A 25,168-nucleotide genomic window follows, 5' to 3' on the forward strand; every position below is an offset into this window, starting at 1 on the left:
GGCGCGCGGCATCGCGCCGCGCATTATTTACAAGAAGTATCGCCAATTCCGACTTGTCGCAGAATTGCTTTTTCAGGACGAAGTCATTACATTTCGGTATGACTTTGGACGGACGACAACTCTCGGCGTTTCTCGCCGTCGTGACCCACGGCAGCCTGGGGCGCGCTGCGGAGATGCTCCATATCACCCAGCCCGCACTCAGCCGGATCATCAAGCGGCTGGAGACGCAGGTCGGCGCCCCGCTGTTCGAGCGCAACGCCAAGGGCATGCTGCTGACCGCCATCGGTCAGGCATTGCTGCCGCGCGCGACGCTGATGCAGCGCGAGGCCGAGCATGCGATGGAGGAAATCAATGCCCTGCGCGGCCTGGCAAAGGGCACGATCAAGGTTGGCTCCATCGGCAGCGTGGCGAGCCACATCCTGCCGCTGGCGGTGGACCGCGTGCTGACGCGCTGGCCGAATCTGCGGGTGCACATCATCGAAGGGGTGTGGGACCGGCTGGCGGAAGCGCTGATCCGGCACGAAATCGATCTGGCGCTGGGTGTCGCCATGCCGATGCCGGAAAGCGAAGAGATCGCCACGATCACCGATTGCCGCTGGGAAGACAGCAGCTACGTGGTGGCCTCATTGACGCATCCGTTGCGGCAGCAGAGGAAATCGACGCTCGCCGACACCCTGCACCACCGCTGGGCCACCATGCCGGAGGGAACCGCGCCTTTCGAGGAGATGCGGCACATGTTCAGGTCGCACGGCCTTCCGCTGCCGAGCGTGGCGGTCGAAACGCGCTCGATCGTGGTCCTGAAGAACCTGGTGGCGAACGCCGGCTTCCTGAGCTGGATGTCGCAGCCGATGTACGAGGCGGAAAGCAAGGCCGGCCTGATCGATTCGTTGACGATTCCCGGCGTCGCGGCCTCGCGCAGCCTGACCGCCTTTCGCCGCCGCGAAGGCATCCTGCCGGGGCCGGCGGCCAGGCTGCTGGAGGAATTGCGGCACATCACGTCCGGCCCGCCGCGCAAGCGCAGCGGATCTTCGGTGGAATGACGCACTGCCTCGCCTCAGGCATCCTTCAGCAATCTGCGCAACACCTTGCCGGTCCCGGTCGCGGGCAATTCATTGCGGAACTCGACCGTGCGCGGCACCTTGTAGGTTGACATCTGCTCGCGGCTCCAGGCGATGATGTCGTCCGCCGAGGTGGATGCGGCGTGGTCCGGCTTCAGCACGATCACCGCCTTGATGACTTCGCCCTTGTTCGGATCGGGCACGCCGATCACCGCTGCCTGCTTCACCGCCGGATGCTTGATGAGGATGCTTTCGACCTCTTCCGGAAACACGCTGTAGCCCGATACCTTGATCATTTCCTTGAAGCGGCCGGAAAAGGTCAGATAGCCGTCCGCATCGAGCGAGCCCATGTCGCCGGTGTATATCCAGCCGTCTCGCAGGGTGGCGGCGGTGGCGTCCGGCTTGTTCCAGTAACCCTTGAAGTTGCCCGCGCTGCGCACCGTGATCTCGCCCATCTCTCCTGGCGCGACCGCCTTCCCCGTGGACTGATCGACGATGCGGCATTCGACGCCCGGCATCGGCCTGCCCTGCGTGCCCCACTTGATCGCATCGCGCGGCGTATAGGTGTCGCAGGTATGCGATTCCGACAGGCCGTACGCTGCCTCGAAGGTTTCGCATCCGCCGGTGAATTGCCGCCACTGTTGCGCCAGCGGCTCGGTCAGCGTGACGCCGAAGCTGGTGCAGGGATTGATGCGCAGGGATTGCAGATTGAATTTCTTCGCATCGGGGACCTGCATCACCGCGACATTCATCGGGACGGTGCTGTACCAGTTCGTGAGCTTGTAGCTGTCGATGGCCTGCAGTACCGTCAGCGGATCGAAGCGGTACATGAGCACCGTTGTCGCGCCACTGTAAATGGTGACGTTGATGCCCATGAGCATGCCGGCGATGTGATACAGGGGAGCAACCGCAAGCAGCATGGCGCCGTTCTCGACACTGCCGGCATGGGTCGCGCAGGCCGTCTTGAACAAGGCGTTGCGGTAGGTCAGCATCGCGCCCTTGGGCATGCCGGTGGTGCCGGATGTGTAAGTCATGAGCGCCACATCGTCCATCGACAGTTCCGGCACGGGCGGCGTTTCATGCACGTCGTTCAAGGCATCGAGGAAATCCAGCGTGTCTGCATGACGGACCTTTTCCGTGCAAATTTCCGACAGAACATCGATCGTCGGCTGCGCGGGCAGGAAGTCGGAGTAGCTGGTCAGAAAGACATGCCGCAGCCGGGTCTTGTCGAGCACTTCCGCCACCACGGGATAGAGATTGTCCGCAGCGACAATCACCTCCGCGCCCAGATCGCCGACCTGGTATTCCAGCTCGTGCTTCTTGAACAAGGGGCTGCAAGGACTGACGATGGCGCCCAGCTTCTGGATGCCGAAATGCGCGATCACGTATTGCGGACAGTTTTGCAAGAACAAGACGACGCGGTCGCCCTTCTTCACGCCGATGCCGTGCAGCTTCGCGGCAAACCGGTCGCTGAGATCGTCCAGCTCACGGTACGACAATGACCTGCCGTACCAGATATACACGGGCTTGTCCGGCTGCGCATGGGCATGCTGCCGCAGATACTCGTGCAAGGGCTTTTCCCCGTCACGGTAAGGGATCGCGTCCATGTCTTTGTCTCCTTTTTTGGTATCGACTTGCGAACATGAGCATGTCACCTGCAGCGGCCGTTTGCCTTGCGCTAAAGCAAATGCGACAGTCCTGCAAACAATCATATACCAGCCGGTAGAATTTTTATACCTGCTGGTATATTCTGGCGAAAATCCTCCTGACATCGGCAACTCATGGCAATAAAGACAGCAACCCGGCAGCGCCAATCCATTGCGGACGGCGTTCGCGACCAGAAGCGGGAGCACATCCTGGAAGTCGCGGAGAACCTGTTCTTCCGGCAAGGCTATGCCGGCACGACCATCTCCGGCATCGTCGAGCACCTGGGCGTCACCAAGCCGTACCTGTACTACTACTTCGGCAGCAAGAGCGACATCTATGAAACGCTGTGCTGGCAGGCTTCCAACGCCTGTCTGACCGCGATGCACTTCGAGGCCGATGACGCGCGGCCGGCGATCGAGAAGCTGCGCGAAGGTCTGCACCGCTTCGCCAGCGCGAACGTCACGCATTTCAAGTCGGGCACCTTCTACTACCGCGACAGCAGCCCGCTGCAACCTGCGCTGCTGAAGCGGCTGCGCCTGCTGTCGCGCCGCTTCTACGACGAATTGAGCGAAACACTGGAGCAGGCGCGGCAAGACGGCGACCTCGATTTCGAGAACACCAGGCTGACGGCACGCGCCATCGGCAGCGTCGCCGGCTTCATGTACACCTGGTACGACCCGGATGGCAGCATCGCCCCGGAGGAAATGGCCGACCAGTTGTCGCACATTCTTCTGAAGATCGCCGGCGAAAAGAGCAACAGGAAAGGCAGTCGAAAACACAGTTGATTCAGCAACCTGCAGCAGATGGACGGGCTTGAGGAAGCACCTCTTGCGGCCCGCAAACTTCAACCAAGAGAGAAGCAAGGAGACATCATGAAAAGAAAGCTGGCCTGCCTGATATTCGCCGCATTGTCGTCCACGCAGGCATCTGCGCAGAGCACATTCAAGGTGGCATTCATCGATCCCTTGAGCGGGCCGTTCGCCGACATCGGCGAGCTGATGCAGTCGCACATCAAATTCGCGGTAGACGACATCAATGCCAAGGGCGGCGTTCTGAACGGCGTCAAATTCGAAATGATGTCGATCGACAACAAGCTGTCGCCGCAGGAAAGTCTGATCGCTCTGCAGAGCGCGATCGATGCAGGTGTGCGCGTCGTCTTCACGGGCGGCTCGGGCTCCACCGCCGTGCGCGCGATGGTCGAGGCCGCCAACAAGAACAACGAGCGCAATCCCGACAAGGCAATCCTGATCGTCAATCACTCGTCCATCGATCCCGAGCTCACCGGCAAGAACTGCAGCTTCTGGCATTTCATGACGGATGCCAACACGACCATGAAGATGAAGGCGCTGACCAGCTTCATGAAGGAAAAGCAGGACATCAAGAAGGTCTATCTGCTGAATCAGAATTATGCGCACGGGCAGATGTGGGCCAAGCTCGGCAGGGAAATGCTGTCGGCAGCGCGGCCCGACGTGCAGTTCGTCGGCGAGGATTTGCATCCCATCGGCCAGGTCAAGGATTTTTCGCCCTACATCGCGAAGATCAAGGCGTCGGGCGCCGACACCGTGATCACCGGCAATTGGGGCAACGACCTGAGTCTGCTGGTGAAGGCTGCCGCCGAGGCCGGAATGAACCTGCGCTTCATCAACCACAGCGCCGGCGGCGTGCCGGGCACCGTGCTGACCGTATCGCAGGCAAAACTCGGGCAACTCACCTGGGTCGGCGAGTGGCATCAGAACGTGGACAGCGCGAAGGTTGCGCCGGTCGCGGCGGCCTACAAGCAACGCTTCAACAAGAACTTTCTCGCGCCGCGCATGGACATGTCGCCGCGCATGATCGCCGCCGCCATCAACCAGGCGAAATCGACCGACCCGCTCAAGATCGCGCTGGCGCTGGAAGGCATGAGCTACCCATCCATCGTCGGCGACGTCACGATGCGCAAGGAAGACCATCAGCTGCTGCTGCCGCAGACGGTGTCCACCGTTGCCGCGGTCGATGGCAAGACGGTGAAGTTCGGTGCGGAAGGAACGAACTACGGCTTCCGCACCGAGAAGATGGTCGAGGGCAAGGACCTGGCGCTGCCGACCGAATGCAGGATGCGGCGGCCGTCGGGGGCGTGAACGACTTTCCACTCATACGTCAGAGCATGACCAGACTCCTTCCCCTTCAAGGGGAAGGCCGGGATGGGGATGGGTTGGTAATCAATCTGTTTCAACCCATCCCCATTTGCCATAACCCTAGCCCGCTCTCGGAACGGGAGGGAAAGTAATCAGCAAGTTGCCGCTCACGTTATTACCTCATTTCATGCATTCCATTCGAATGAACATCACCACCCTGTTGATCGCCAACCGCGGCGAAATCGCCATCCGCATCGCACGCGCCGCTGCCGAAATGGGCATCAGAACCGTCACCGTCTTTTCGGAAGACGACAGCACGTCGCTGCATCTGCGCAAGACTGATGAAGCGCGCGCGCTGCGCGGCAAGGGCGCGGCGGCCTATCTCGACATCGAACAGATCCTGAGCGTGGCACGCGAGGCCGGATGCGATGCCATCCATCCGGGCTACGGTTTCCTCAGCGAGAACGCGCAATTCGCGCGACGCTGCGCGGAAGAAGGCATCCTGTTTGTCGGGCCGCAGCCCGAGGTGCTTGCACTGTTCGGTGACAAGGCGCAGGCCAGAACGCTGGCGCAAGGCCATCAGGTGCCGGTCGTCCCCGGCACTTCAGGCGCGACGACGCTGGCGCAGGCGCAAGACTTCCTCGCCTCCCTGGGCGAACGCGGCGCGATCATGGTCAAGGCACTGGCTGGCGGCGGCGGACGCGGCATGCGCGCCGTACATCGTCCCGAGGAACTGGCCGACGCCTATGCGCGCTGCCGCTCGGAGGCATTGGCGTCCTTCGGCAACGGTGATCTCTACGCCGAACAACTGGTGCGACGTGCGCGCCATATCGAAGTGCAGATCGTCGGCGACGGCAGCGGCCGGGTCAGCCATCTGTGGGAACGCGAATGCACTTTACAGCGGCGCAACCAGAAACTGGTCGAGATCGCGCCCAGCCCCATCCTGTCGCCGACGCTGCGCCAGCGGATCACGGCGGCGGCGGTGCGGCTGGCCGAAGCGGTGCATTACCGCAGTCTCGGCACCTTCGAATTCCTGGTCGATGCCGATGACGATGCCGACGACGCGCCGTTCTTCTTCATCGAAGCCAATCCGCGTCTGCAAGTGGAACACACGGTCACGGAGGAAGTCACCGGCATCGATCTGGTCAGGACGCAATTGCAGCTCGCGAGCGGACTCTCTTTGCAGGAATCGGGTTTGACGCAGGACGAGATTCCCGCGCCGCGCGGCTTTGCGATGCAGCTGCGCATCAACATGGAAACGATGGATGCGAACGGCGGTGCGCTGCCTTCCGGCGGCACGCTGGCCGTCTTCGAGCCGCCCACCGGCCCCGGCATTCGCGTCGACACCTTCGGCTATGCCGGATACGCCACCAGTCCGAACTTCGATTCGCTGCTGGCCAAGCTGATCACGCACTCCTCGTCCGCCCGCTTCGCCGATGTGGTGACACGCGCCTATCGCGCCTTGTGCGAATTCAGGATCGAGGGCGTCGCCACCAACATCGCCTTCCTGCAAAATTTGCTGAAGCACCCCGATGCCGCCGCCAACCGCGTGCATACGCGCTTCGTGGAAGAGCGCATCACGGAACTGCTGGCAGCGCAGGATGGCACGCATCGCCAGCTCTACTTCAACCGGCCTGACGGCGGCATGAGCGGCCACTTCAGTGCAGGCAACGCCGCGCCGGCGGCACCAGAGAACACGGTCGCCGTCGCCGCGCCGATGCAGGGCTCCATCGTGTCCATCGACGTGGATGCCGGCGAAGCCGTGCATGCCGGCCAGCCGATCGCCGTCATCGAGGCGATGAAGATGGAACACATCGTCAAGGCCGAGGTCAGCGGCATCGTGCGCCTGATCGCCGTGCAAAAAGGCGACGTGCTGCTGCACGGCCATCCGATGATCTTCATCGAGCCTTCGGACATCGATCGAACACATGCCGAGGACGAACAGGAGATCGACCTCGACCACATCCGCCCCGATCTCGCGGAAACACTGCAACGCCATGCCATCGGACAAGATGAAATGCGGCCCGACGCGGTGGCACGTCGCCGCAAGACCGGCCAGCGCACCGCTCGCGAAAACATCAACGACCTGTGCGACCCGGACAGCTTCATCGAATACGGCGCGCTGGCGATTGCCGCACAGCGCCGCCGCCGTTCGCTGGACGAATTGATCAGGATCAGCCCGGCAGACGGCCTGGTGGCCGGCATCGGCGCGGTCAACGGCGACCTGTTCGACGACAGCAAGGCACGTTGCATGGTGATGTCCTACGACTACACGGTGTTTGCCGGCACGCAGGGCATGATGAATCACAAGAAGACCGACCGCATGTTCCAGATCGCGGAGCAGCAGCAATTGCCGGTGGTGCTGTTCGCGGAGGGCGGCGGCGGCCGGCCCGGCGACACCGATGCGGTCGTGGTCGCCGGCCTCGACGTGATGTCCTTCATCAATTTCGCCAAACTGAGCGGACTGGTGCCACGCGTGGGCGTCGTTTCGGGACGCTGCTTCGCCGGCAATGCGGCTTTCCTCGGCTGCTGCGACGTCATCATCGCCACCGAAAACGCGACCATCGGCATGGGCGGCCCGGCGATGATCGAAGGCGGCGGCCTCGGCGTGTTCGCGCCGGAGGAAGTCGGCCCGGTCAGCATGCAGGCGCCCAACGGTGTGATCGATATCGTGGTGCGCGACGAGGAAGAAGCGGTGCGCGTGACGAAGCAGTATCTCTCTTACTTCCAGGGGCCGGTCGCGCAATGGGAATGCGCCGACCAGCGCGAGTTGCGCCAGCTCATTCCGGAGAACCGGCTGCGCGTGTACGACATCCGCACCGTGATCGAGACGCTGGCCGACAAGGACTCGGTGCTCGAATTGCGTCGTCAGTTCGGCACCGGCATCGTCACCGCATTGATCCGCATCGAAGGCCGTCCGTTCGGTCTGGTCGCCAACAATCCCGCGCATCTGGGCGGCGCGATCGATGCCGCTGCCGCCGACAAGATGGCGCGCTTCATGCAGCTGTGCGATGCATTCGACCTGCCGATCCTGTCGCTGTGCGACACGCCCGGCTTCATGGTCGGCCCGGACGCGGAAAAGACCGCGATGGTGCGCCACGTCTCGCGCCTGTTCGTCACTGCCGGCAGCATCAGCGTGCCCTTCTTCACCATCGTCTTGCGCAAGGGCTATGGCCTGGGCGCGCAGGCCATGGCCGGCGGCAGCTTCCATGCGCCCTTCTTCACCATCGCCTGGCCCAGCGGCGAATTCGGCGCGATGGGGCTGGAAGGCGCGGTGCGGCTCGGCTATCGCAAGGAACTGGAAGCCATCGATGACCTCGACGAACGCAAGGCGATGTTCGACAAGATGGTGGCCGAGTACTATCAGCAGGGCAAGGCGATCAACATGGCGTCCTTCCTCGAAATCGACGACGTGATCGATCCGTTGGCGTCGCGGCAATGGATCATGCGCGGACTGCGCTCTGCGCCCCCTGTTCCTGCGAGAAGCGGCAAGAAGCGGCCGTTCGTGGATACCTGGTGAGGTGACCGCGGCGGTGTGCCGTGCCAGTCCGGGCAGTCTGGGCATCGGCGCACTTTCGCGGGTTGAACTTCCTCAGCTTGTTCGCAATGACATGACCGACCCGTGCGCCTCGCTTGCAGTCGCTTCAACTACAGTGGTCAGTGCGGGTCGCCATCAATTCAATCCCGCCGGCAGACGCATGCCGCCGTCGATCAACGGCAGGAAATCCTCGCCATGCGCAGTTGTGCTCACGGCCAGCCCGTGCTCGCTGTCGTCATGCCGGTTGAGCGAGGCGTGCAATTCGGCCTGACGCACTCGCGCGGCCTCGGCCAATGGCGGCACGCCTGGCAACGGCGTCAACGATGGCGGGCTGGTCGTCGGCGGTGTGGTTGTCGTCGGGCCGGACAGATCGGGAGAAACGGTCAGCGTGCCGCCGACAAACGAAATCGCATAATTGCCGGAAGCCAGGCCGGTCGGCATGATCGTGTAGGAACCGGCATTGACGGCGCCTTGCGACGAGCCGCCGTAGGCGAGCGTACCGCTCAACACGTCCTGTGTCTCGCCATTGACGAAGCCGGAGTACACGACGCCATTGCCGCCGCTGAATGCCTGACCGTCATGCGTTTTGGATGCATTGGCTGCGGCTACCGTGAGCAGAGCCGGATTGATGGTGAGCGTCCCGCTGGCATACACGATCGTGTAGTTGTTCGAACTCAGACCGGACGGCGTGATCGCGTAGGAACCGGCATTGATCGCGCCTTGGGCAGAGCCGCCCCAAGTCAGGGTGCCGCCCAGTGCGGCGGCAGTTTCGCCGTTGACGAAGCCGGTGTAGCTTGCGCCAGCATTCCCGCTGTATATCTGGCCGTCATAGACTTTCGAGACGTTGTTTGCCGTCACGACCAGTGGTGCGGGCGTAATGGTCAAGGAGCCATTGACATGGCTGATTGCATAGTTGTTCGACGTCAGCCCTGACGGCGTGAGGGTGTACAAGCCCGCATTGACCGCACCTTGAGCAGAGCCGCCCCAATTCAGGGTGCCGCCCAGTGCGGCGGCAGTTTCGCCGTTGACGAAACCGGAATAGGCAACCCCACTTCCGCCCGTATGCGTCTGGCCGTTGTAGACCATGGATGTGTCGTTCGCGCTCACGGTCAGTGGAGCCTTGTTGACGGTCAGCGCGCCGTTGCCGTAGGAAATATCATAGCGCGTCGACCAGTAGCCGCCGGGTGTGATGATGTAGGTACCGGCATTGACTGCGCCTTGCGATGTGCCCCCGTAGGTCATCATGCCGTTCAGCGCAGTCACGGTATCGCCGTTGACGAAGCCGCTGTAGGAAACGCCATTGCCGCCGCTGTATGCCTGACCGTCATAGGTCTTCGAGGCATCGCCTGCCGTGATCGTCAGCGGCGTGAGGAAGGCTTTCAGCATCGGCCGCGTGTTGCCGTCATAGATGCGCCAGACCGAGTTGAAATCGAATCCGTTGAACGATGCCTGTTGCATCATCTGGCTGCTGCTCAATCCAGTGCCGCCGGCCGAGGGAACTCCGCTGGAGCCGGTATCGTAATAGCTGTCACGCGGGACGCCGGATATTTGCACTCGCCCCCCCAATGCGCCCACGAACGACGTCCCGGTCACCGCGCCGGTATTGTATCCATAGCGAAGCCCGCCTTCGCTTTCGCCGACCAGCCCGCCCACGCTTTGCGCGCCGCTGATCGCGCCGGTGTTGTACACATTGGTGATGGCAGCGCCGTCGAAGTTGTACCCTGCGATGCCGCCCACCGAATTGGCCGTGGTGATCACGTTGCCGCTGTTCCAGGCGCGATTGATGATGCTGTCGTTGAATCCGACCAGTCCGCCAATTTCCGAGTTGCTGCCACGCACCTCGCCAGCGTTCCAGGCGATATCGATTGTGCCGCCATCGACGTTCGTACCGGAGATACCCCCGACACTACCGGTGCCGGTGACTGCTCCCGTGTTCGAGACATTGCGCAAGGTGCCACTGTTCCGTCCGGCTACTGCACCTACCTGCCGGAAGCCACGGATAATGCCATCCTTCATTTGCAGGTTGCTCACGCTGGCACCGGCTTGCACATAGCCGAACAGGCCGATGTATTGGGTGCCGGGACGGTTGATGGTCAGACCGGTGATCACGTGGTTGATCCCGTCAAACGCGCCCCGGAAACCCTGATTGGCAGCATACGTCCCGATCGGCATGAATCCGGCACCGCTATTCCACCCCGCGGTCGCCGTCGCATCGATATCCCTTCCAAGCGCGTAGCTTCCTGCCAGATTCGTTTGCACGTTCTGCAACTGGTTGACATCGTTGACCAGCATCCATGCGGTGTACGGTGTTGCACCAAACATGCTGCTGTAGTCGGTTGGGCTGGCGTAGGAGACCGGGTTGTAATACAGGTCGGCCCGGCCGCCGCCGCTCAATGCGATACTGCCTGCGCCGTTGAAATGGATGGTGCCGATGCCGCTGCCCAGCAAGTCCGCGCGTAACACGAGACTGCCCCCGCCGCTGTTGACGATCGGCGCATTGACATTGATGTGACGATGGGCATTGAGCGTGAGCCTGGTAGAGCCGCTCCAGACGACCGAGTCATTCACGAAAATGTCGCCATTGCCCGGACCGGATGCCACGGTCTGAATGGTGACATTGCCATTGACCAGGAAGGACGCCAGCGCCGTCGGCGTGATATCGCCGCCACTGAAGGCGATGACGTAGTCGGTCGGATCGATCAGCCAGTTGCCGGCCTTGCCATAGCGAGCGGCGGTGGTGACACGCGCCGCGTCGCCGATCTTCACATGCGCCGCCGACGTATCGATGAAGCCGCCGTCGCCGCCCTGCGGCGCGGACGCGTCGAGCTTGCCGTTGACGACGACCTCGCCGTGCTGCATGTCGCCAAGCAGGCGGATGACGCCGCCGCGATTGTCCAGCGTATGCGCTTCGATCACGCCGTCATGGTTGACCACCGCACGCGCCAGCGCATCGGCGGCTTTGGCCGTCAGCGTGACTTCGCCGCCATCGGCGCGAATCGTGCCGCTGTTGCCGACGAGCGCCGCGAGCGTACCGCGATCGATGCTGTAGCCGAGCGGGCTGCCTTCGGCGAGCGCGAGCGTGATCTGTTCGCCGGCAGCAAGCAGCACCTGGCCGCGCTGCGCCGTGATCGTGCCTTCGTTGCGCACCTGCGGTCCGAGCAGCGCGATGCTGCCGCCATCGGCGGCATTCAGCGTGCCCTGATTGATCACCGCACCGTCACTGCTCTTTCCCGTGAAGCGGTAGCGTCCGCTGTGGATGTCCGCATCCGTCAGATCGAGGCTGCTGGCGACCAGCGAACCGACGTTGACCTGCGCGCCACGGCCGAACAGGATGCCGCTCGGGTTGATCAGAAATACCTTGCCGTTCGCATCGAGGCTGCCGAGAATCCGGCTGGCCTCCTGGCCGCGCACGCGGTTGACGGCGATGGCGGATGCCGACGGCTGCACGAAGCGCACGCTTTCACCGGCGCCGATGTTGAAGCTGCGCCAGTCGAGCGCGAGGTACGGGCTGCCCTGCCCTACGGTCATCGTGCTGCCGCTCTGCGCGACGCTGCCGGAACCGGCGGTAACTTCGCCGCCCACCGGCAATGCATGCACAGGGCCGCACAGTGCAAGCGCAACCGACAGCGGCAGCGTGCGAACGGAAACGGTCAAGCGGATCGGATGATGTTTCATGCTGGCTTCCTTCAGAAATATTTCACTGCCTGCAGCCAGGCGCGCGCACCGCGGTCCGGCTCGGATGTTGCCGCCTCGCTGCCCAGCTTCCAGCCGATGCTGGCCTTCACCAATACCTCGCCCGGCGCGGCCCATTGGAATGCGAATCCCGCAGCGGCGAGCCGGCGGCGATTCTCGCCGGTGCCGAACGGATCGCGATGCAACTTCGCCGCGCCGCCGTCGATGAAGCCGGCGACCTGCATCTGGCCGTAGCCGGCCGGCGCCAATGCACGGCGCAATTCGACGGTGGCAAGCGCGCCCTCATCGGCGGGCGCTTCACCCTGCGGATAGGCGCGCACGCCATCGGGGCCGCCAAGTGCGAATTTTTCCGACGAGTCGAGGTTCCTGCCGGCCCATTGGCCGCTGAACGCGGCGTAGAAGGACCATGCGGACCATGCGCCGCCCAACGGCAGTTGCGCGCCCGCCGCATACGTGAGCTTGTCGTAATGGCCACGGGTCTGCAGCGTGAATTCATCCTCGATCCGCGCGAGCGGCGACTGGATATCCAGCCGGCCCGAGGTATAGGCGATGGAGAAGTTGTACCTGCCGCCCGAGGCGCGCCACAGACCGTCCCCCGTCAGACCGGCACTGATCAGCTGCGCCGTCTTGTCCACCGTGCCGATCACCTCCGGCAAGACGCCGATACGATCCTGCAAGTCCTTGTCCTCGACGCTGACAACGGCATTGAGATTGAAGCTGCGCGAGCGCACCAGCGGGTAGGTGGCGAACAGGCTGGCAATGCGCGCATCGCCATTGGCGTCCAGATCGGCGAACTCCTTGCCGAGCCGATAGCTGCTGGCAGACCAGGCCGCGCCAAGCGCCAGTCCGCTCGTGCCGACCGGCACGCGATACGCCAGCCGCCCGTACAGCAGCCGTTCATTGCTGCCCTGCACGCGCGCGGTGAACTGGTCGCCGATGCCCAGCGGGCTGTTGAGCACCAGCGTGCCGCCCGCGCGATATGCACCGCTGTACCGATTGCCGTAATTGTCGATATCGACGCTGCCGGCGGCGAAGCGTCCCGGCTCGACCGTCACCACCAGATCGGACAGGCCGACGCTGGCGCCCGGACGCAGGGCAGCCCTGGCCGCGCCGACGCCGGGCGTGTCGTTGAGCAGCAGGAGACCGCGTTCCAGACTGGGGCCGTGGACCGGATCGCCGGCCTGCGCCTGGCGCACCAGCAGCGCCATGCGCTCGTCGCCGATGCGCGCCGTATTGTGCAATTCGACCGCGCCGATGCGGCCTTCCAGCACCGCGATGTCGACCGTGCCGTCGCGGATTTCCTGGGCCGGCAGGTAGGCGCGCGCGACCGGATAGCCGTGTTCGCGATAGTGGCGCGTGATGCGCGCCGAGACCTCCTGCAGTTCCGCGATGGACAGTTCGCGTCTGTTCCACGGCGTGAGCAAGCCGTTCAATTCATCGGCAGCAAAGTGTGTCGCGCCGCTGATGCGAAATGCCTGCACCGCCAGACGCGCATTGCCGGACGACGTCCCTGCCGCACGCTCCGGCTCCAGCAGGATGTCCGGCACCTGTTTCGGCGCAAGTTGCAGTGCCGGGCCGGCGCGATCGAGTTCGCGCATCGTGCGCCCGGCATCCGGCAGCATTTGCGCCGCGAACTGTGCCATTGCACAGGAGGCGAACAGGGCGTTGAGGGCAGCGGCAAGCGCGCTGCGTCGAGCAATGCGGAGGACAGGCATGGGCGTTTCGGGTTGAGCGATCGGTTCGACAGATCGGCGGCGATGTGCAGGCCGTTCCGGGAGGGGCGAATGCCGGGATGCGATGCGCGGCTTCCTGCGGAAGGCGCAATGACATCACATGCCGGAAAAATATTTGCCGTACGGCATTAAATACTTCGACGAATCGCAGTGTCAACGGAATGGACATGCCCGGACGGCGAAACTGAAAATTCCTCGGTTTTGCCGATGCCGGGAAAATTCTCTTGAAAAGTGCGGCGAACCGTGAATGCCGGCTGCAGCGCGAAATTCAGGTCGCCGCCGCGTCCTCATGCGGCAGCGAATAGCTCAGAAAGCCAAGCACCAGCCTGACCATCTCGTCCTCGAACGCGCGGCTGCGCAGCAAGGCGGGCTGCTCGACGGCTGCGGTCTGAATGGCACCGGAGATTGCGCGAAACATCACGAAGCGGCTTGCTTCGTCTTGCAACCGGCGTCGGTGCTCCGGGTGTGCGCGGTAGGCGGCACCGATGATCAGCGCGTAGTAGCGCTGCAATTCCCGGCCCAGGTCGGAATCGGCGGGTGCGTTGATCATTTCCGTCCGCAGGATGCCGCCGACGACGGGGCGTTCGCCGATGATGTCGATCATTGCGCCGATCAGCCGGCGCGAATTCGCCACCGCATCATCCGGCGAAGCCGACCAGCCGGACAGGATGCGCTCGGCCACCGTCAGCATCCGTTTCAGCTCGCGCGCCGCCAGCGTTTCCAGCAGGCTTTCCTTGTTGGAAAAGTACTGGTACACGGTCCCCACGCCGTAGCCCGACACTTCCGCCACGCGCTGCGTGGTCAGTTCCGAGCGATCACCGCTTTCCAGAATCCGGCACGCCGCTTCGCACAGATTGTCGAGAGTCTGTTGTGTGCGGCGCTGCGAGCCGCCTTTGCCGTTGGGAGAAGAATGCGAGGGATCTTTTTGCATGGCGTGGCTTTGATGCGATGGTGGGCGACTGATCGATCGAACGCTTGAATTGTCATTCTGAAAAGACTTGCGATACGTCCGATGCAGTCGCATGATTCTGCCATACATGAATGCAGATTTTTTTCCGGAATGCATGCCTTTCACCCGCAAATTGCCTCGCACCTTCTATGCACGCGCCACCGAGGAAGTCGCACGCGGCTTGCTGGGCATGCATCTGGTACACGTGTGCGGCGGCATCGAACGCATCGGTCGGATCGTCGAAGTCGAAGCCTATGTCGGCGCGCACGATCTGGCCGCGCATTCCTCCAAGGGCATCACGCCGCGCACCCGCATCATGTACGGGCCACCCGGTCATGCCTATGTGTATTTGATCTACGGCATGCATCACTGCATGAATGTGGTGACGGAACCGGCAGGCAATGGCTGCGAGGTCCTGCTGCGCGCGCTGGAACCGGTCGTCCATCTCGAAGGCAACACCAAAGGTCCGGCCCTGCTGTGTCGCGCCATGGGCATCGACAGACGGCTGAACGGGCATGACCTTCTGAGCAACGATTTCTATCTTGCCGAACCGGCAAGCATGGAGCCGTTCGGCACCATGGCGCGCCCTCGCATCGGCGTTGCCTATGCGAAGCATTGGGCCGACAAGGAATTGCGGTTCTATATTGACGGCAACGCTTTCGTTTCCAGACGCTGAATTTGTCGGCGCGGCATGCCGCAATGCCGTCGCGTCGAACGGTATGGAGAAGCAACAGTCATATGTAATGCGGCCCGTTGAATTGCGCGGTGCGCGACTGTCAGCGCTGCCGACGCCGCATCGCTGCGCGGTGCATTGATGATTCATCGCATGCATGCGGTCAAACCAACCGGAATCTGCTTCTCACAACATGCGCACACCGCTCGCGAAAGACAGCAGCATGGGTACCCGGCATTCATGGCTCGCCGCGGGACTCTTCGCCGTACTGTTTCTGATTTCCCTCGTCATCGGCTACAACGTCTACGTCCCGCTGGTGGATGAGCAGCGGCGGCAGTTGCATGACGCGCTCGACCATATCGCCGACACGCAGAACGCCGCCGTATCGGCATGGATACGGGAAAGAGTTGGCGATGCGATGGTGTTCAGCAGCGGCCGCTTCTTCGGGGAAACGGCCGCTGCATGGCTTGCGCGCGGTGCGCCGGATGACGATGCGCGACGGCAAATGCTCGAGCAGCTCAAAGCCATCCACACAACCTACAACTATCTCGAAGTGGCCTTGCTCGACGGACATGGAACTGTCCGTATCTCGACGCAAGCGACGCCTTTGCAGCTGGACGCGGTCGCTGCGGAAACGATGCAGCACGCGTTGCGGAGCAGCAGCATCCTGGTCTCGCCGTTCCACGCAATCCCGGTCTCGCCGGGTACCGAGCAGACCGAGAACGTTGTCGATATCATCGCGCCGCTTCTCAGCATCGACGAGGAGCAGATCGACACGCCGGCCGTTCTGCTGCTGAGGGCGCGCGCGCGCACGGACGTCGCGCCGTTTGCGCATACCCCGCCGATTATGGGGAGCGTGACGGAGGTCTTGCTGACCGAAATCCGCGGCGAGCAAGTCGTGATCTCGTCAAGCAATCTGCAGGCCTCTCATTTCGGAAAGATCAACGTGCTGCCGGTCTCGCCGTCCGAGTTGATGGCATCGGCCAAATCGCACGACGGCTCCTTTGCAATGGACGATGCCAGCGGCACGCCGCTGATCGCGATGGCGCGCCAGGTGTCCCGCATGCCCTGGTATCTCGTCACCGTGATCAACGAGAACGCAATCGTTGCCAGCGTGCGGCGAATGACGTGGTTGCTGGTGGGCGCGACCGCCGGCATCCTGTCGCTACTCGGCATCGCGGTGTTGCTGTGGTGGCGTGAGAAGGAGGGGCAGATGCGCCTGCAGGCATTGCAGGAAAAGACCGAGCGGCAGCTATTGCAGCGGCAATACGATTACCTTTCGAAATATGCCAACGACATGATCATCCTCGCCGATGCCGGGGACTGCATCATCGATGTCAATGACAAGACCTTGCAGGCGCTCGGACGTCACCGCGCCGACATGATCGGACGACCCGTGCAAGACCTGTTTCTGCCGCAATGCAAGCACGTGCTGCAACAGGCCGCGGCAAAACTGCTGCGCGAAGGCATGGCCTTGTTCGAAGTCACGCAGCAGCAGGCCGACGGCACGCTCATGCCGGTCGAGGTCAGTGCGCGCGCGATCGATTTCGAAGGCAAGCGCTTCGTCCAGCTCATCTGCCGCGACATCAGCGAGCGAAAACAGTCCGAGCTCGCCCTGCTGGAAAGCCAGAACCGGCTCAACAGCATCCTGGAATCCATCCTCGACATTGTGTGGTCGGTGTCGCCCGACTTCTCGCGCCTGAACTACATCAACCAGTCGATCGAGCAGATCACCGGCTATCCGGTATCGGCGTTCGAGACCGATCCGCGCCGCTGGCTCACCATGATCCATGAGGATGACAGGCCGCATGTCGAGGAGGCGCTGCACGCCCTGGGGCCGGATCACGCCGCATGCGAAGCCGAATTCCGCATCCGGCGGCAGGACCGCGAGCTGCGCTGGCTGCATTGCCGCGCCCATCTCGTCGTCGATGCGGACGGCACGCCGCAACGCATCGATGGTGTCGCCACCGACGTCACGCAGCGCAAGGCTACCGAACAGCAGGTCGAAATGCTGGCCTATTACGACAACGTCACCCGGCTGCCCAACCGCACGCTGCTGTACGACCGGCTGGCGCAAGCGACGCACATGGCGATGCGCAGCGAGAAAAAGGTTGCGCTGCTGTTCATGGACCTCGACAACTTCAAGAACGTGAACGATTCGCTCGGCCACGACATCGGCGACATGCTGCTGCGCGCAATTGCGGAGCGCCTGTCGCAATGCGTACGCGAGGAGGACACAGTGGCGCGCATCGGCGGCGACGAGTTCCTCATCGTGCTGCCCGACATCGATCGCGGCGAGCAGGCGGCCGCCGTCGCCGAGAAGATCCTCGCCGCCACCGCCCGCCCCTTCATCCTGAAGGAGCAGCAGATCTACTCGACCATCAGCATCGGCATCAGTGTCTTTCCCGACGACGGCAAGGAAACGCAGGAGCTGATCAAGCATGCCGATACCGCGCTGTATCAGGCCAAGGGTCAGGGACGCGATCGATATCAGTTCTTCACGCGGGAACTGAACCTGCAGATCATCCGCAGCACCAACATCGAACGGCAATTGCGACATGCGATCGAGAACGATGCCTTGAGCCTGTGGTACCAGCCGCAGATCGATACGAAGGAAGGCAGGCTGATCGGCGCAGAAGCGCTGCTGCGCTGGCGTCATGCGGGACGCGAGGTGCTGTCACCGGTCGAGTTCATCCCGGTGGCGGAAGAGCGCGGACTGATCAGCAAGATGGGGGAATGGGCGATCCGCGAGGCCTGCGCGCAATGTCGCCGCTGGCAGCTGGAGGGACTGCACCCGATCCCGATCGCGGTCAACGTGTCGCCGATCCAGTTCCAGCAAAAGGGCTTTGCCAGCCTCGTCACCGGCATCCTGCGCGAGTCGCAGCTGGACCCGACCTATCTCGAACTGGAAATCACGGAGAGTTCGATCATGCGGCGCGCCTCGCTGGTCGCCGAGCTGGCGATGAACCTGCGCGACGTCGGCGTCGGCATCAGCATCGACGATTTCGGCACAGGCTATTCGAGCCTCAGCTATCTGAAGCAGATTCCCATCGACAAGATCAAGATCGATCGCTCCTTCATCGCGGCGATGCTCACGCATGGCGACGACGAGGCGATCACCTACGCGATCATCAATCTGGCGCGCAGCCTCAACATGCGCGTGATCGCGGAGGGCGTGGAAACGAAGGCGCAACTGGATCGCCTGCGCCTGTTCGGCTGCAACGAGGTGCAGGGTCATTACTACAGCAAGGCAGTGTCGGCGGAAACCTTCCGCGACTTTCTGGCGAACCAGAACATGTTTTCGGAGGTGGCGTAAACGAAGACCGCACGCGCATGCAGTCACGCGCTCAGGATTCCTTGCGCTCGTCCGGTATGCCCTCCTTCCAGAGGCCGGTTTCTTTCTGCGTCATGTAGCCGAACGGGACGACGCGCCCGTCCTGCAAGCCTTGTTGCTCGATGTCGTTGAGATATTGTTCGCGCGACAGCAGCGTGCCCTGGCATATGCCATGCGTCGGGGGCGGCGCGCCGGTTTCCAGGCGCAGGCGTTCCAGCAGATCTGTCATGACATGTGCCGGAACCAGATTGCGCTGGTCGGGATAGACGAAACCGAACAGGATCAGATGACTCAGCAGCACTCGCCAATGCGGGCCGAAGCGATGGAGCAGGCGCGCCCAGTCCAGTTGCGGGCCGCGCGCCCGTATCAGATGCACGATGTCGGCGCCGTCAAAGCGCTCGCGCTCCATGACGAAAGCCTTGGACCAGATGATTTCCTCGACGGGGCAGAGCTTCACGCGGACACCGGCCACTTCCGCCTCCTCCGCATGCTCGAACCATGCATCATCCACCGACGCGACGCCGTTGCCCGAACTGAAGATGAGGTCGATGAATGCATCGTCGAAGCGGATCTTCGCCAGCCAATGGGGATAGGTCAGTTCAGCATCGTATCCGGCGTGCGACAGCATCTCGGCAATGCGCTCGTAATCGGGACGGCGAATGAAGACATCCATGTCCTTGGTCTGGCGATTGAAGCCCGTGTAGCAATTGAACGCGTAACCGCCGCCGACGAGAAACGGGATGCCGCATGCATTCATGATGTCAAGAACCTGCCGGTAGAAAACCTCGGTATCCGTGCCAGAAGACAATCCGGCAGGCAATGCTGGCGTAGTGGCTTGCATATTCCCCCCAACGGATGTGATATCCATGATCAGCAAAACTTATGCCACCGCATTGTGGTCTGTGTATGGAGCAGACCGCCATTACGCATTGCGGCAATGGCGACCTGAGTTGCTGCAGGATCAAGGATCGAGCGATCAACCGAGGATGAATCGTGGACACACGGGAAAAAATCCGCTTTGCCGCCGTCGGCGACCTGCATTGCAGGGCGGAATCTGCCGGCAACCTGCGCGCATTATTCACGCAAGCCGCGCAGGAGGCCGACGCGCTGCTGCTGTGCGGCGACCTGACCGACTATGGCTTGCCGGAAGAGACGCACGTGCTCGTGAATGAATTGTCGGGGGTGAGGATTCCCGTCATCGCGGTGCTCGGCAACCACGACTTCGAATCGGGCATGCAGGATGAGGTCACGCGCATCCTCAGAGAAGCCGGTGTGCGCATCCTGGATGGCGAGGCATGCGAAGTGGCCGGCGTCGGCATCGCGGGTGTGAAGGGGTTTGCCGGCGGATACGGCCGCGGTGCGCTAGGACACTGGGGAGAAGGTGCGATCAAGCAGTTCGTGGACGAGGCGATTCACGAGGCGCTCAAGCTGGAATCGGCGCTGGCAAAGTTGCGCACCAGCGAACGCATTGCGATGCTGCACTATTCGCCCGTCGTGGAAACGGTACAGGGCGAGCCGCCGGAAATCTTTCCCTTCCTCGGCACCAGCCGGCTGGAGGATCCTCTGCTGCGCTATCCGGTGACCGTCGTCATTCATGGCCATGCGCATCGCGGATATCCGGAGGGGAAAACGGCCAACAACATTCCGGTCTACAACGTCGCCAAGCCGCTGCTGCAACGCACCTTCCCCGACCGGCCGCCGTTCCGCATCATCGAAGTGCCAAAGCCGGTGCCGGAGGACATGCGCCCCTGAGCGCGGGGCACGGTTACAGGAAGCGCTTGAGCAAGCCCATCACCCTGTCGAACTTCGCACCGTAGGGCGGATAGAGCAGCTTGCCCGTCGCCCAGCGCGACTGCACCAGCACCGGCTTCTGGTGCGTGAAGCGCAGGAATCCCGTCTCGCCGTGATAGGCACCCCAGCCGCTGTCGCCGACGCCGCCGAAGGGCAGGTTTTCATGGGCGATGTGCATGAGCGTGTCGTTCACCGTCACGCCACCGCTCACGGTGCGCGCCAGCACGTCGTCGCGTCTACGCAGATCGCTGCCGAACCAGTACAAGGCCAGCGGGCGCGGGTTGGCATTGATGCCGCGAATCGCTTCATCGAGCGAGTCATAGCTCAGCACCGGCAGGATGGGGCCGAAGATTTCTTCCTGCATCAGGCGCATTTCCGGTGTGGCGCCGAACACCAGCACGGGTGCCAGTTGCCGCGTTGCGCCTGCGCTTCCCATGACAGGACCGAGCCGCCGCAGCGTCGCACCCTGCTCTTCCGCCTCTGCCAGCAACGATTGCAGCCGCGCGTAATGGCGTTCGCTGATGATGGCGGCATAGTCGGGATTGTCGATGTAACGCGGAAACAGTTGCGCCGCCGCAGCGGCAAAGGCATCACCGAAAGCTGCCTCGCGTCCCTTGGGCAGCAGCACGTAATCGGGCGCAATGCAGGTCTGGCCCGCATTGAGCAGCTTGCCGTGCGCGATCTTGATGGCGGCATCCGCCAGATCGCATGAGGCGTCGATGATGCAAGGCGACTTGCCGCCCAGTTCCAGCGTGGTCGGCGTGAGGTTGACGGCGGCGGCAGCGGCGACCTTGCGGCCCACGGCGGTCGAGCCGGTGAAGAACAGGTGATCGAAGGGCAGGCCCGCGAACTCCGCAGCCACTGCGCCGTCGCCCTGCACCACGCAGAATTCGTCGGGTGCGAAATAGCGGCCGATCAGCTCGGCCAGCAAGGCCGAGGTCTGCGGCGTCAGTTCGCTCGGCTTGAGCATGACCCGGTTGCCGGCAGCCAGCGCGATGACGGCCGGCCCGAGCGAAAGCTGCAGCGGATAGTTCCACGGCGCGATGATGCCGACCACGCCGAGCGGCTGGCGCTGCACATGCGCGCTGGCCGGTTGCAGATACAACGGCGTGCGCACCTTCGCGGGCCGCATCCACTTGCGCGAATGCCGCAGCGTGTGGCCGAGCATGCCGCGCAGCACGAACATGTCGGCGACCTCGGTGAGCCGGCGCGAACGGTTGCCGAAATCGGCGTTGACGGCATCGGCCAGCACCTCGCCATGCACGTCCAGCAGCTTGCGCACACGCAGCAGCCGCTCGCGTCGCAGCGAGTACGGCACGTCGATGGCGGCGCGGCTTGCCGCATGCTGGGCTTCGAACAGGGAGCGGATCGAGTGTGGCGGCAGTGTCATGTCTCGTTCACGGTGAGCGGGGTCAGGTGGCGGCGACAGATGCGGGCCGCGTTCTGGCCGATTGCCAGAGATACAGACTGTACAGGATCACGCACAGGCCGTCGAAGATCGCCGGCAGGTGCAAGCCTTGCAAGGCAGGGTCACGCCATGCCAGCGCCACCATGGCGACCAGACCGGCCTTTTCGATCGTCGCGGCGAACACGATGGGCCGGCGTGCCTCCGGATTGCGAGCCGCATGCACCAGCAGCGCGCCCATGCACAGCGCCAGCAAGCCCCAGTGGCGCGCATAAAAAAGACCGGCCGGGTCGCTCACGTCCAAGCCGGCCAGCCGCAGCGCCGCAACGGGAAACAGGAATTGCAGGCCTGGCAGCATGGTGGCAATGCCGGTCCACAGCAGGATGCGGGATTTGTGACCTTGCATGGTGTTTCTCCGTTCGATAGTCGGGTTGGGCATCAACGTACATACCAGCCGGCAGGGCCGGGAAACTCCGCACCGGTGTCGCGCCCCACTTCCTGCGCCACCAGTTCATTGGTGCGGCGCGACAGGGACAGCAGCAGTTCCTTGTGCGCCTCGGGTTTGGCCGCGAGATTGACCAGTTCGTCCGGGTCCTTGTGCGTGTCGTAGAGTTCCAGTTCGTTGCGGCCGATCAGCGTGTCCCAATCCTGCGGCTGGTGATGGTCCGCGGGGCGGAAATAGCGCGCGAACTTGTAGCGTCCGTCATGGATACCGCGAAACAATGCGGGATGTTCGCGGCCCGGAAACATCTGTCCCTTCGTCAGCGCGACGCGCAGGGCTGCCGCCTGCGGACTGCCGGCATCGGTTTCGATGGTGGCGCGGGTGAAGGCCGGATCGATGTACAACGGCACGCCATAGTTGAACAGGATGCCGCGCCGGTCGCGCTCGGTACGGGCCTGCGGCGATGCGACCACCGCACCGACATCCACGCCCTTGAGATCGGGATAATGCTCCGCCATCGCACTGGTCGACACTCCCGCAAAACCCAGCATGGTGGGAACCAGATCGATGCACGAAGTAAGCGCGCTGCTCTGGCCGCCGCCGCGCACGTCCGGATGACGCACGATGAGCGGCACGCGGATGTTTTCCTTGTACATGTGTGGGCCTTTCTGGCGCAGACGATGCGCACCGGCCATCTCGCCATGATCGGCGGTATAGATCACGATGGTATCGTCCGCCATGCCCATCTGCTCCAGCGCCCGCAGCACGGTCAGCACATGGCTGTCCACATCGCGTATGCAATTGAAGTAGTAGCTCTGGTAGGCGCGCCACGCGGCCTCATCGTCAGGATCGATGCGCCCGTACAGATGATTGCAGAGATCGACATACGAACGCTGCGCCCACGGCTTGCCGCTCAGGTCGTCCTGGTAGTGGCTGCGCGGTAGCGGCAGATCCCACTGCCGGTCATAGAGAGCGCCGGACGGCGCACCCGCCAGCGGCGCGAGCAGGTTCCTGCGCAGGCGGGAATCCTCCTGCTTCTCACCGCTGCTGAAATACATGATGTCATGCGGGTTGACAAAATTCACCGCGAGAAACCAGGGCTGCTGTCCCTTCAGGTCCTTGCCGCGCGTCCCCAGCCACTTCACGGCCTGGCTGGCGATCTGCGCATCGTAGCGGTAGCCGGTCCACGTCGCGCCGTGCGGATCGCCGTCGATATTGAAGTCGGAAAAGCCGTAGGGCTCCAGCACATGTTCCGAGTTGGGATACATCCCGTACACAAGCCCCGGATCATGACCCACCGGGCTCAAATGCCATTTGCCCTTGTAGGCGGTGTAGTAGCCCTGCGCGCGCAGCAGGTGGCCAATGCTGGGCATGCCGGAAGGCAGCTTCGGAAACGTGGGCGGCGCGTCGATGTTGGCCGTCATGCGCGTGCGCTGCGTATGCTGGCCGAAGTAGATGTTCGAGCGCGAGGGCGAGCACGGGGTGGTGTGGGCATGGTGCTGCGTGAAGCCGGTGCCGGTTTCCAGCAGCAGTTCGTGTGCGTGCAGGCCGAGGTTTTTTGGCAAGTCCAGCCAGCTGCGCTCCTGATCCGACATGATCAACAGGATGTTCGGCCGGCGACTGGCACGGCTTGCCTCGGAAACGGCCGAGGCGAGCTTCGGTGCCCGATAGGGACTCTGCGCCATCGCGCCGAGCGTCCCCGTCACGGCCCCCGCGCCGACAGCGGCGAGTCCGGCGAGCAATTGCCGTCGCGTTGGTCCGTTGGGTCCGAATCCATCCATGGCTTGTCTCCCGTGTGCTGTATGAAGCGGATTCTAGGTAACATGTCGGAATACATCCAATTCATTATTTTCATCCCTTTAATGAGTTCAACTCATCGGGTAAATCATGGACCTGCGCAAACTCCAGCACGTAGCCCTGCTCACGGAAACACGCCATTTCGCCCGTGCGGCGGAACTGGCGCACATCACGCAATCTGCCTTGAGCCGCAGCATTCAGGCGCTGGAAACGGAACTGGGATTGCGCCTGTTCGACCGCAGCCAGGCAGGCGTCTCGGTGACGCCGGCGGGCCGTGAACTGCTCGAGCGTGCGAAGCCGCTGTTGAAGGCGGCGCGCGATCTGAGCTATGAGATGACGCAACTGCGCGAATGCAAGCTGGGCGACCTGGCGATCGGCGCCGGCCCCTTCCCGGCGGCCACCCTGATCCCGCAGACGATTGCCAGTCTGCAATCCAGTCATCCCGGCCTGCGCCTCTCGATCGAAATCCACCATACCGAGGCGCTGTGTGCATTGCTTGAGCAGGAGACCATCTCGCTGTTCGTGGCGGATACGCGCAAGGGCGCCCTGCCGCCGGAAGTGGAGATGGAACCGCTGATGGTGCAGCACGGCGGACTGTTCTGCCGCGCCGATCATCCGCTCACACGCAGGAAGAATCTCGTCTTGCACGATCTGGCCGCCGAACGCTTCGCGTCCGTGCAGTTGCCGCCGCCCCTGCTCGCAGGCTTTCGTCGCGCACTGGGTACGACAGGCGATGTTCCATTCGCTGTCACATGCGACAACATCTATCTGCTCAAGGATCTGGCCAGACGCAGCGACGTCGTGCTGGTCTGCACCCGCGAGGCGCTGCGGGAGGAACTTGCCAGCGGCGAATTCCTTGCCTTGCCGCTGGCGCAGTTCCGCCCGCAACCGGTATCCGTCGGCGCGGTGACGCTGAGGAATCGCAGCCGTTCACCGGCGGCAAGCCTGTTCATCGATACCATCAAGCGCCAGATCGCGGCATCTTCGGCCTGAC

Annotated in this window: 16 protein-coding genes; 8 read left to right on the forward strand and 8 right to left on the reverse strand. The window is 63.0% G+C overall.

Going from position 1 to position 25,168, the window contains the following annotated elements:
- Positions 1–98: 98 nt before the first annotated feature.
- Complete coding sequence (locus D3870_RS13635) at positions 99–1,040, forward strand: LysR family transcriptional regulator (protein ID WP_119739884.1); 942 nt, start codon at positions 99–101, stop codon at positions 1,038–1,040.
- A gap of 14 nt (positions 1,041–1,054) precedes the next feature.
- Here D3870_RS13635 and D3870_RS13640 read toward each other — a convergent pair whose 3' ends face one another.
- On the reverse strand, positions 1,055–2,665 hold the full coding sequence (locus D3870_RS13640) for an AMP-binding protein (protein ID WP_119742112.1): 1,611 nt from the start codon (positions 2,663–2,665) through the stop codon (positions 1,055–1,057).
- A gap of 174 nt (positions 2,666–2,839) precedes the next feature.
- Between D3870_RS13640 and D3870_RS13645 the strand changes: the two genes are divergently transcribed.
- The 3 genes from D3870_RS13645 to D3870_RS13660 all read left to right on the forward strand — a co-directional run bounded on the left by D3870_RS13645 (position 2,840) and on the right by D3870_RS13660 (position 8,339).
- Positions 2,840–3,490: a TetR/AcrR family transcriptional regulator gene (locus D3870_RS13645; protein WP_119739886.1), complete on the forward strand. Its 651-nt coding sequence runs from the start codon at positions 2,840–2,842 to the stop codon at positions 3,488–3,490.
- Between the two features lie 87 nt (positions 3,491–3,577).
- The gene (locus D3870_RS13650; RefSeq protein WP_119739888.1) at positions 3,578–4,822 is read left to right on the forward strand and encodes a branched-chain amino acid ABC transporter substrate-binding protein; all 1,245 of its coding nucleotides are present in this window, start codon (positions 3,578–3,580) and stop codon (positions 4,820–4,822) included.
- A 199-nt stretch (positions 4,823–5,021) separates the two neighbouring features.
- Positions 5,022–8,339 (forward strand): carboxyl transferase domain-containing protein, encoded by a 3,318-nt coding sequence (locus tag D3870_RS13660; RefSeq protein WP_119739892.1) that lies wholly within the window; start codon positions 5,022–5,024, stop codon positions 8,337–8,339.
- A 153-nt stretch (positions 8,340–8,492) separates the two neighbouring features.
- On the opposite strand, the gene D3870_RS13665 is transcribed toward D3870_RS13660, so the two are convergent.
- From D3870_RS13665 to D3870_RS13675, 3 genes are all read right to left on the reverse strand, one after another.
- Positions 8,493–12,032 (reverse strand): MBG domain-containing protein, encoded by a 3,540-nt coding sequence (locus tag D3870_RS13665; RefSeq protein ID WP_158590463.1) that lies wholly within the window; start codon positions 12,030–12,032, stop codon positions 8,493–8,495.
- 11 nt (positions 12,033–12,043) lie between these two features.
- Positions 12,044–13,765: a ShlB/FhaC/HecB family hemolysin secretion/activation protein gene (locus tag D3870_RS13670; RefSeq protein WP_119739896.1), complete on the reverse strand. Its 1,722-nt coding sequence runs from the start codon at positions 13,763–13,765 to the stop codon at positions 12,044–12,046.
- 286 nt (positions 13,766–14,051) lie between these two features.
- The gene (locus D3870_RS13675) at positions 14,052–14,714 is read right to left on the reverse strand and encodes a TetR/AcrR family transcriptional regulator (RefSeq protein WP_158590464.1); all 663 of its coding nucleotides are present in this window, start codon (positions 14,712–14,714) and stop codon (positions 14,052–14,054) included.
- A 133-nt stretch (positions 14,715–14,847) separates the two neighbouring features.
- Here D3870_RS13675 and D3870_RS13680 point away from each other — a divergent pair, with 133 nt between their 5' ends.
- Complete coding sequence (locus D3870_RS13680) at positions 14,848–15,408, forward strand: DNA-3-methyladenine glycosylase (protein WP_119739899.1); 561 nt, start codon at positions 14,848–14,850, stop codon at positions 15,406–15,408.
- Positions 15,409–15,598: 190 nt separating this feature from the next.
- Entirely contained in the window at positions 15,599–18,721 is a 3,123-nt protein-coding gene (locus D3870_RS13685) for a putative bifunctional diguanylate cyclase/phosphodiesterase (RefSeq protein ID WP_158590465.1), read from the forward strand.
- Positions 18,722–18,752: 31 nt separating this feature from the next.
- On the opposite strand, the gene D3870_RS13690 is transcribed toward D3870_RS13685, so the two are convergent.
- Entirely contained in the window at positions 18,753–19,580 is an 828-nt protein-coding gene (locus tag D3870_RS13690) for a nucleotidyltransferase (protein ID WP_119739903.1), read from the reverse strand.
- A 152-nt stretch (positions 19,581–19,732) separates the two neighbouring features.
- Here D3870_RS13690 and D3870_RS13695 point away from each other — a divergent pair, with 152 nt between their 5' ends.
- Entirely contained in the window at positions 19,733–20,491 is a 759-nt protein-coding gene (locus D3870_RS13695) for a metallophosphoesterase family protein (protein WP_242489976.1), read from the forward strand.
- 13 nt (positions 20,492–20,504) lie between these two features.
- On the opposite strand, the gene D3870_RS13700 is transcribed toward D3870_RS13695, so the two are convergent.
- From D3870_RS13700 to D3870_RS13710, 3 genes are read right to left on the reverse strand one after another with little or no spacing between them, the layout of a single operon-like run.
- Entirely contained in the window at positions 20,505–21,914 is a 1,410-nt protein-coding gene (locus tag D3870_RS13700; protein WP_119742113.1) for a coniferyl aldehyde dehydrogenase, read from the reverse strand.
- Positions 21,915–21,942: 28 nt separating this feature from the next.
- On the reverse strand, positions 21,943–22,341 hold the full coding sequence (locus D3870_RS13705) for a hypothetical protein (protein ID WP_119739906.1): 399 nt from the start codon (positions 22,339–22,341) through the stop codon (positions 21,943–21,945).
- Between the two features lie 32 nt (positions 22,342–22,373).
- Positions 22,374–24,158, reverse strand: a complete 1,785-nt coding sequence (locus tag D3870_RS13710; protein WP_119739908.1) for a sulfatase family protein — start codon at positions 24,156–24,158, stop codon at positions 22,374–22,376.
- Positions 24,159–24,264: 106 nt separating this feature from the next.
- Here D3870_RS13710 and D3870_RS13715 point away from each other — a divergent pair, with 106 nt between their 5' ends.
- Entirely contained in the window at positions 24,265–25,167 is a 903-nt protein-coding gene (locus tag D3870_RS13715; RefSeq protein ID WP_119739910.1) for a LysR family transcriptional regulator, read from the forward strand.
- Position 25,168: the final 1 nt, after the last annotated feature.

Origin of the sequence: Noviherbaspirillum cavernae (genome assembly GCF_003590875.1) — a bacterium.
In the GTDB taxonomy this organism is placed as follows: domain Bacteria; phylum Pseudomonadota; class Gammaproteobacteria; order Burkholderiales; family Burkholderiaceae_D; genus Noviherbaspirillum; species Noviherbaspirillum cavernae.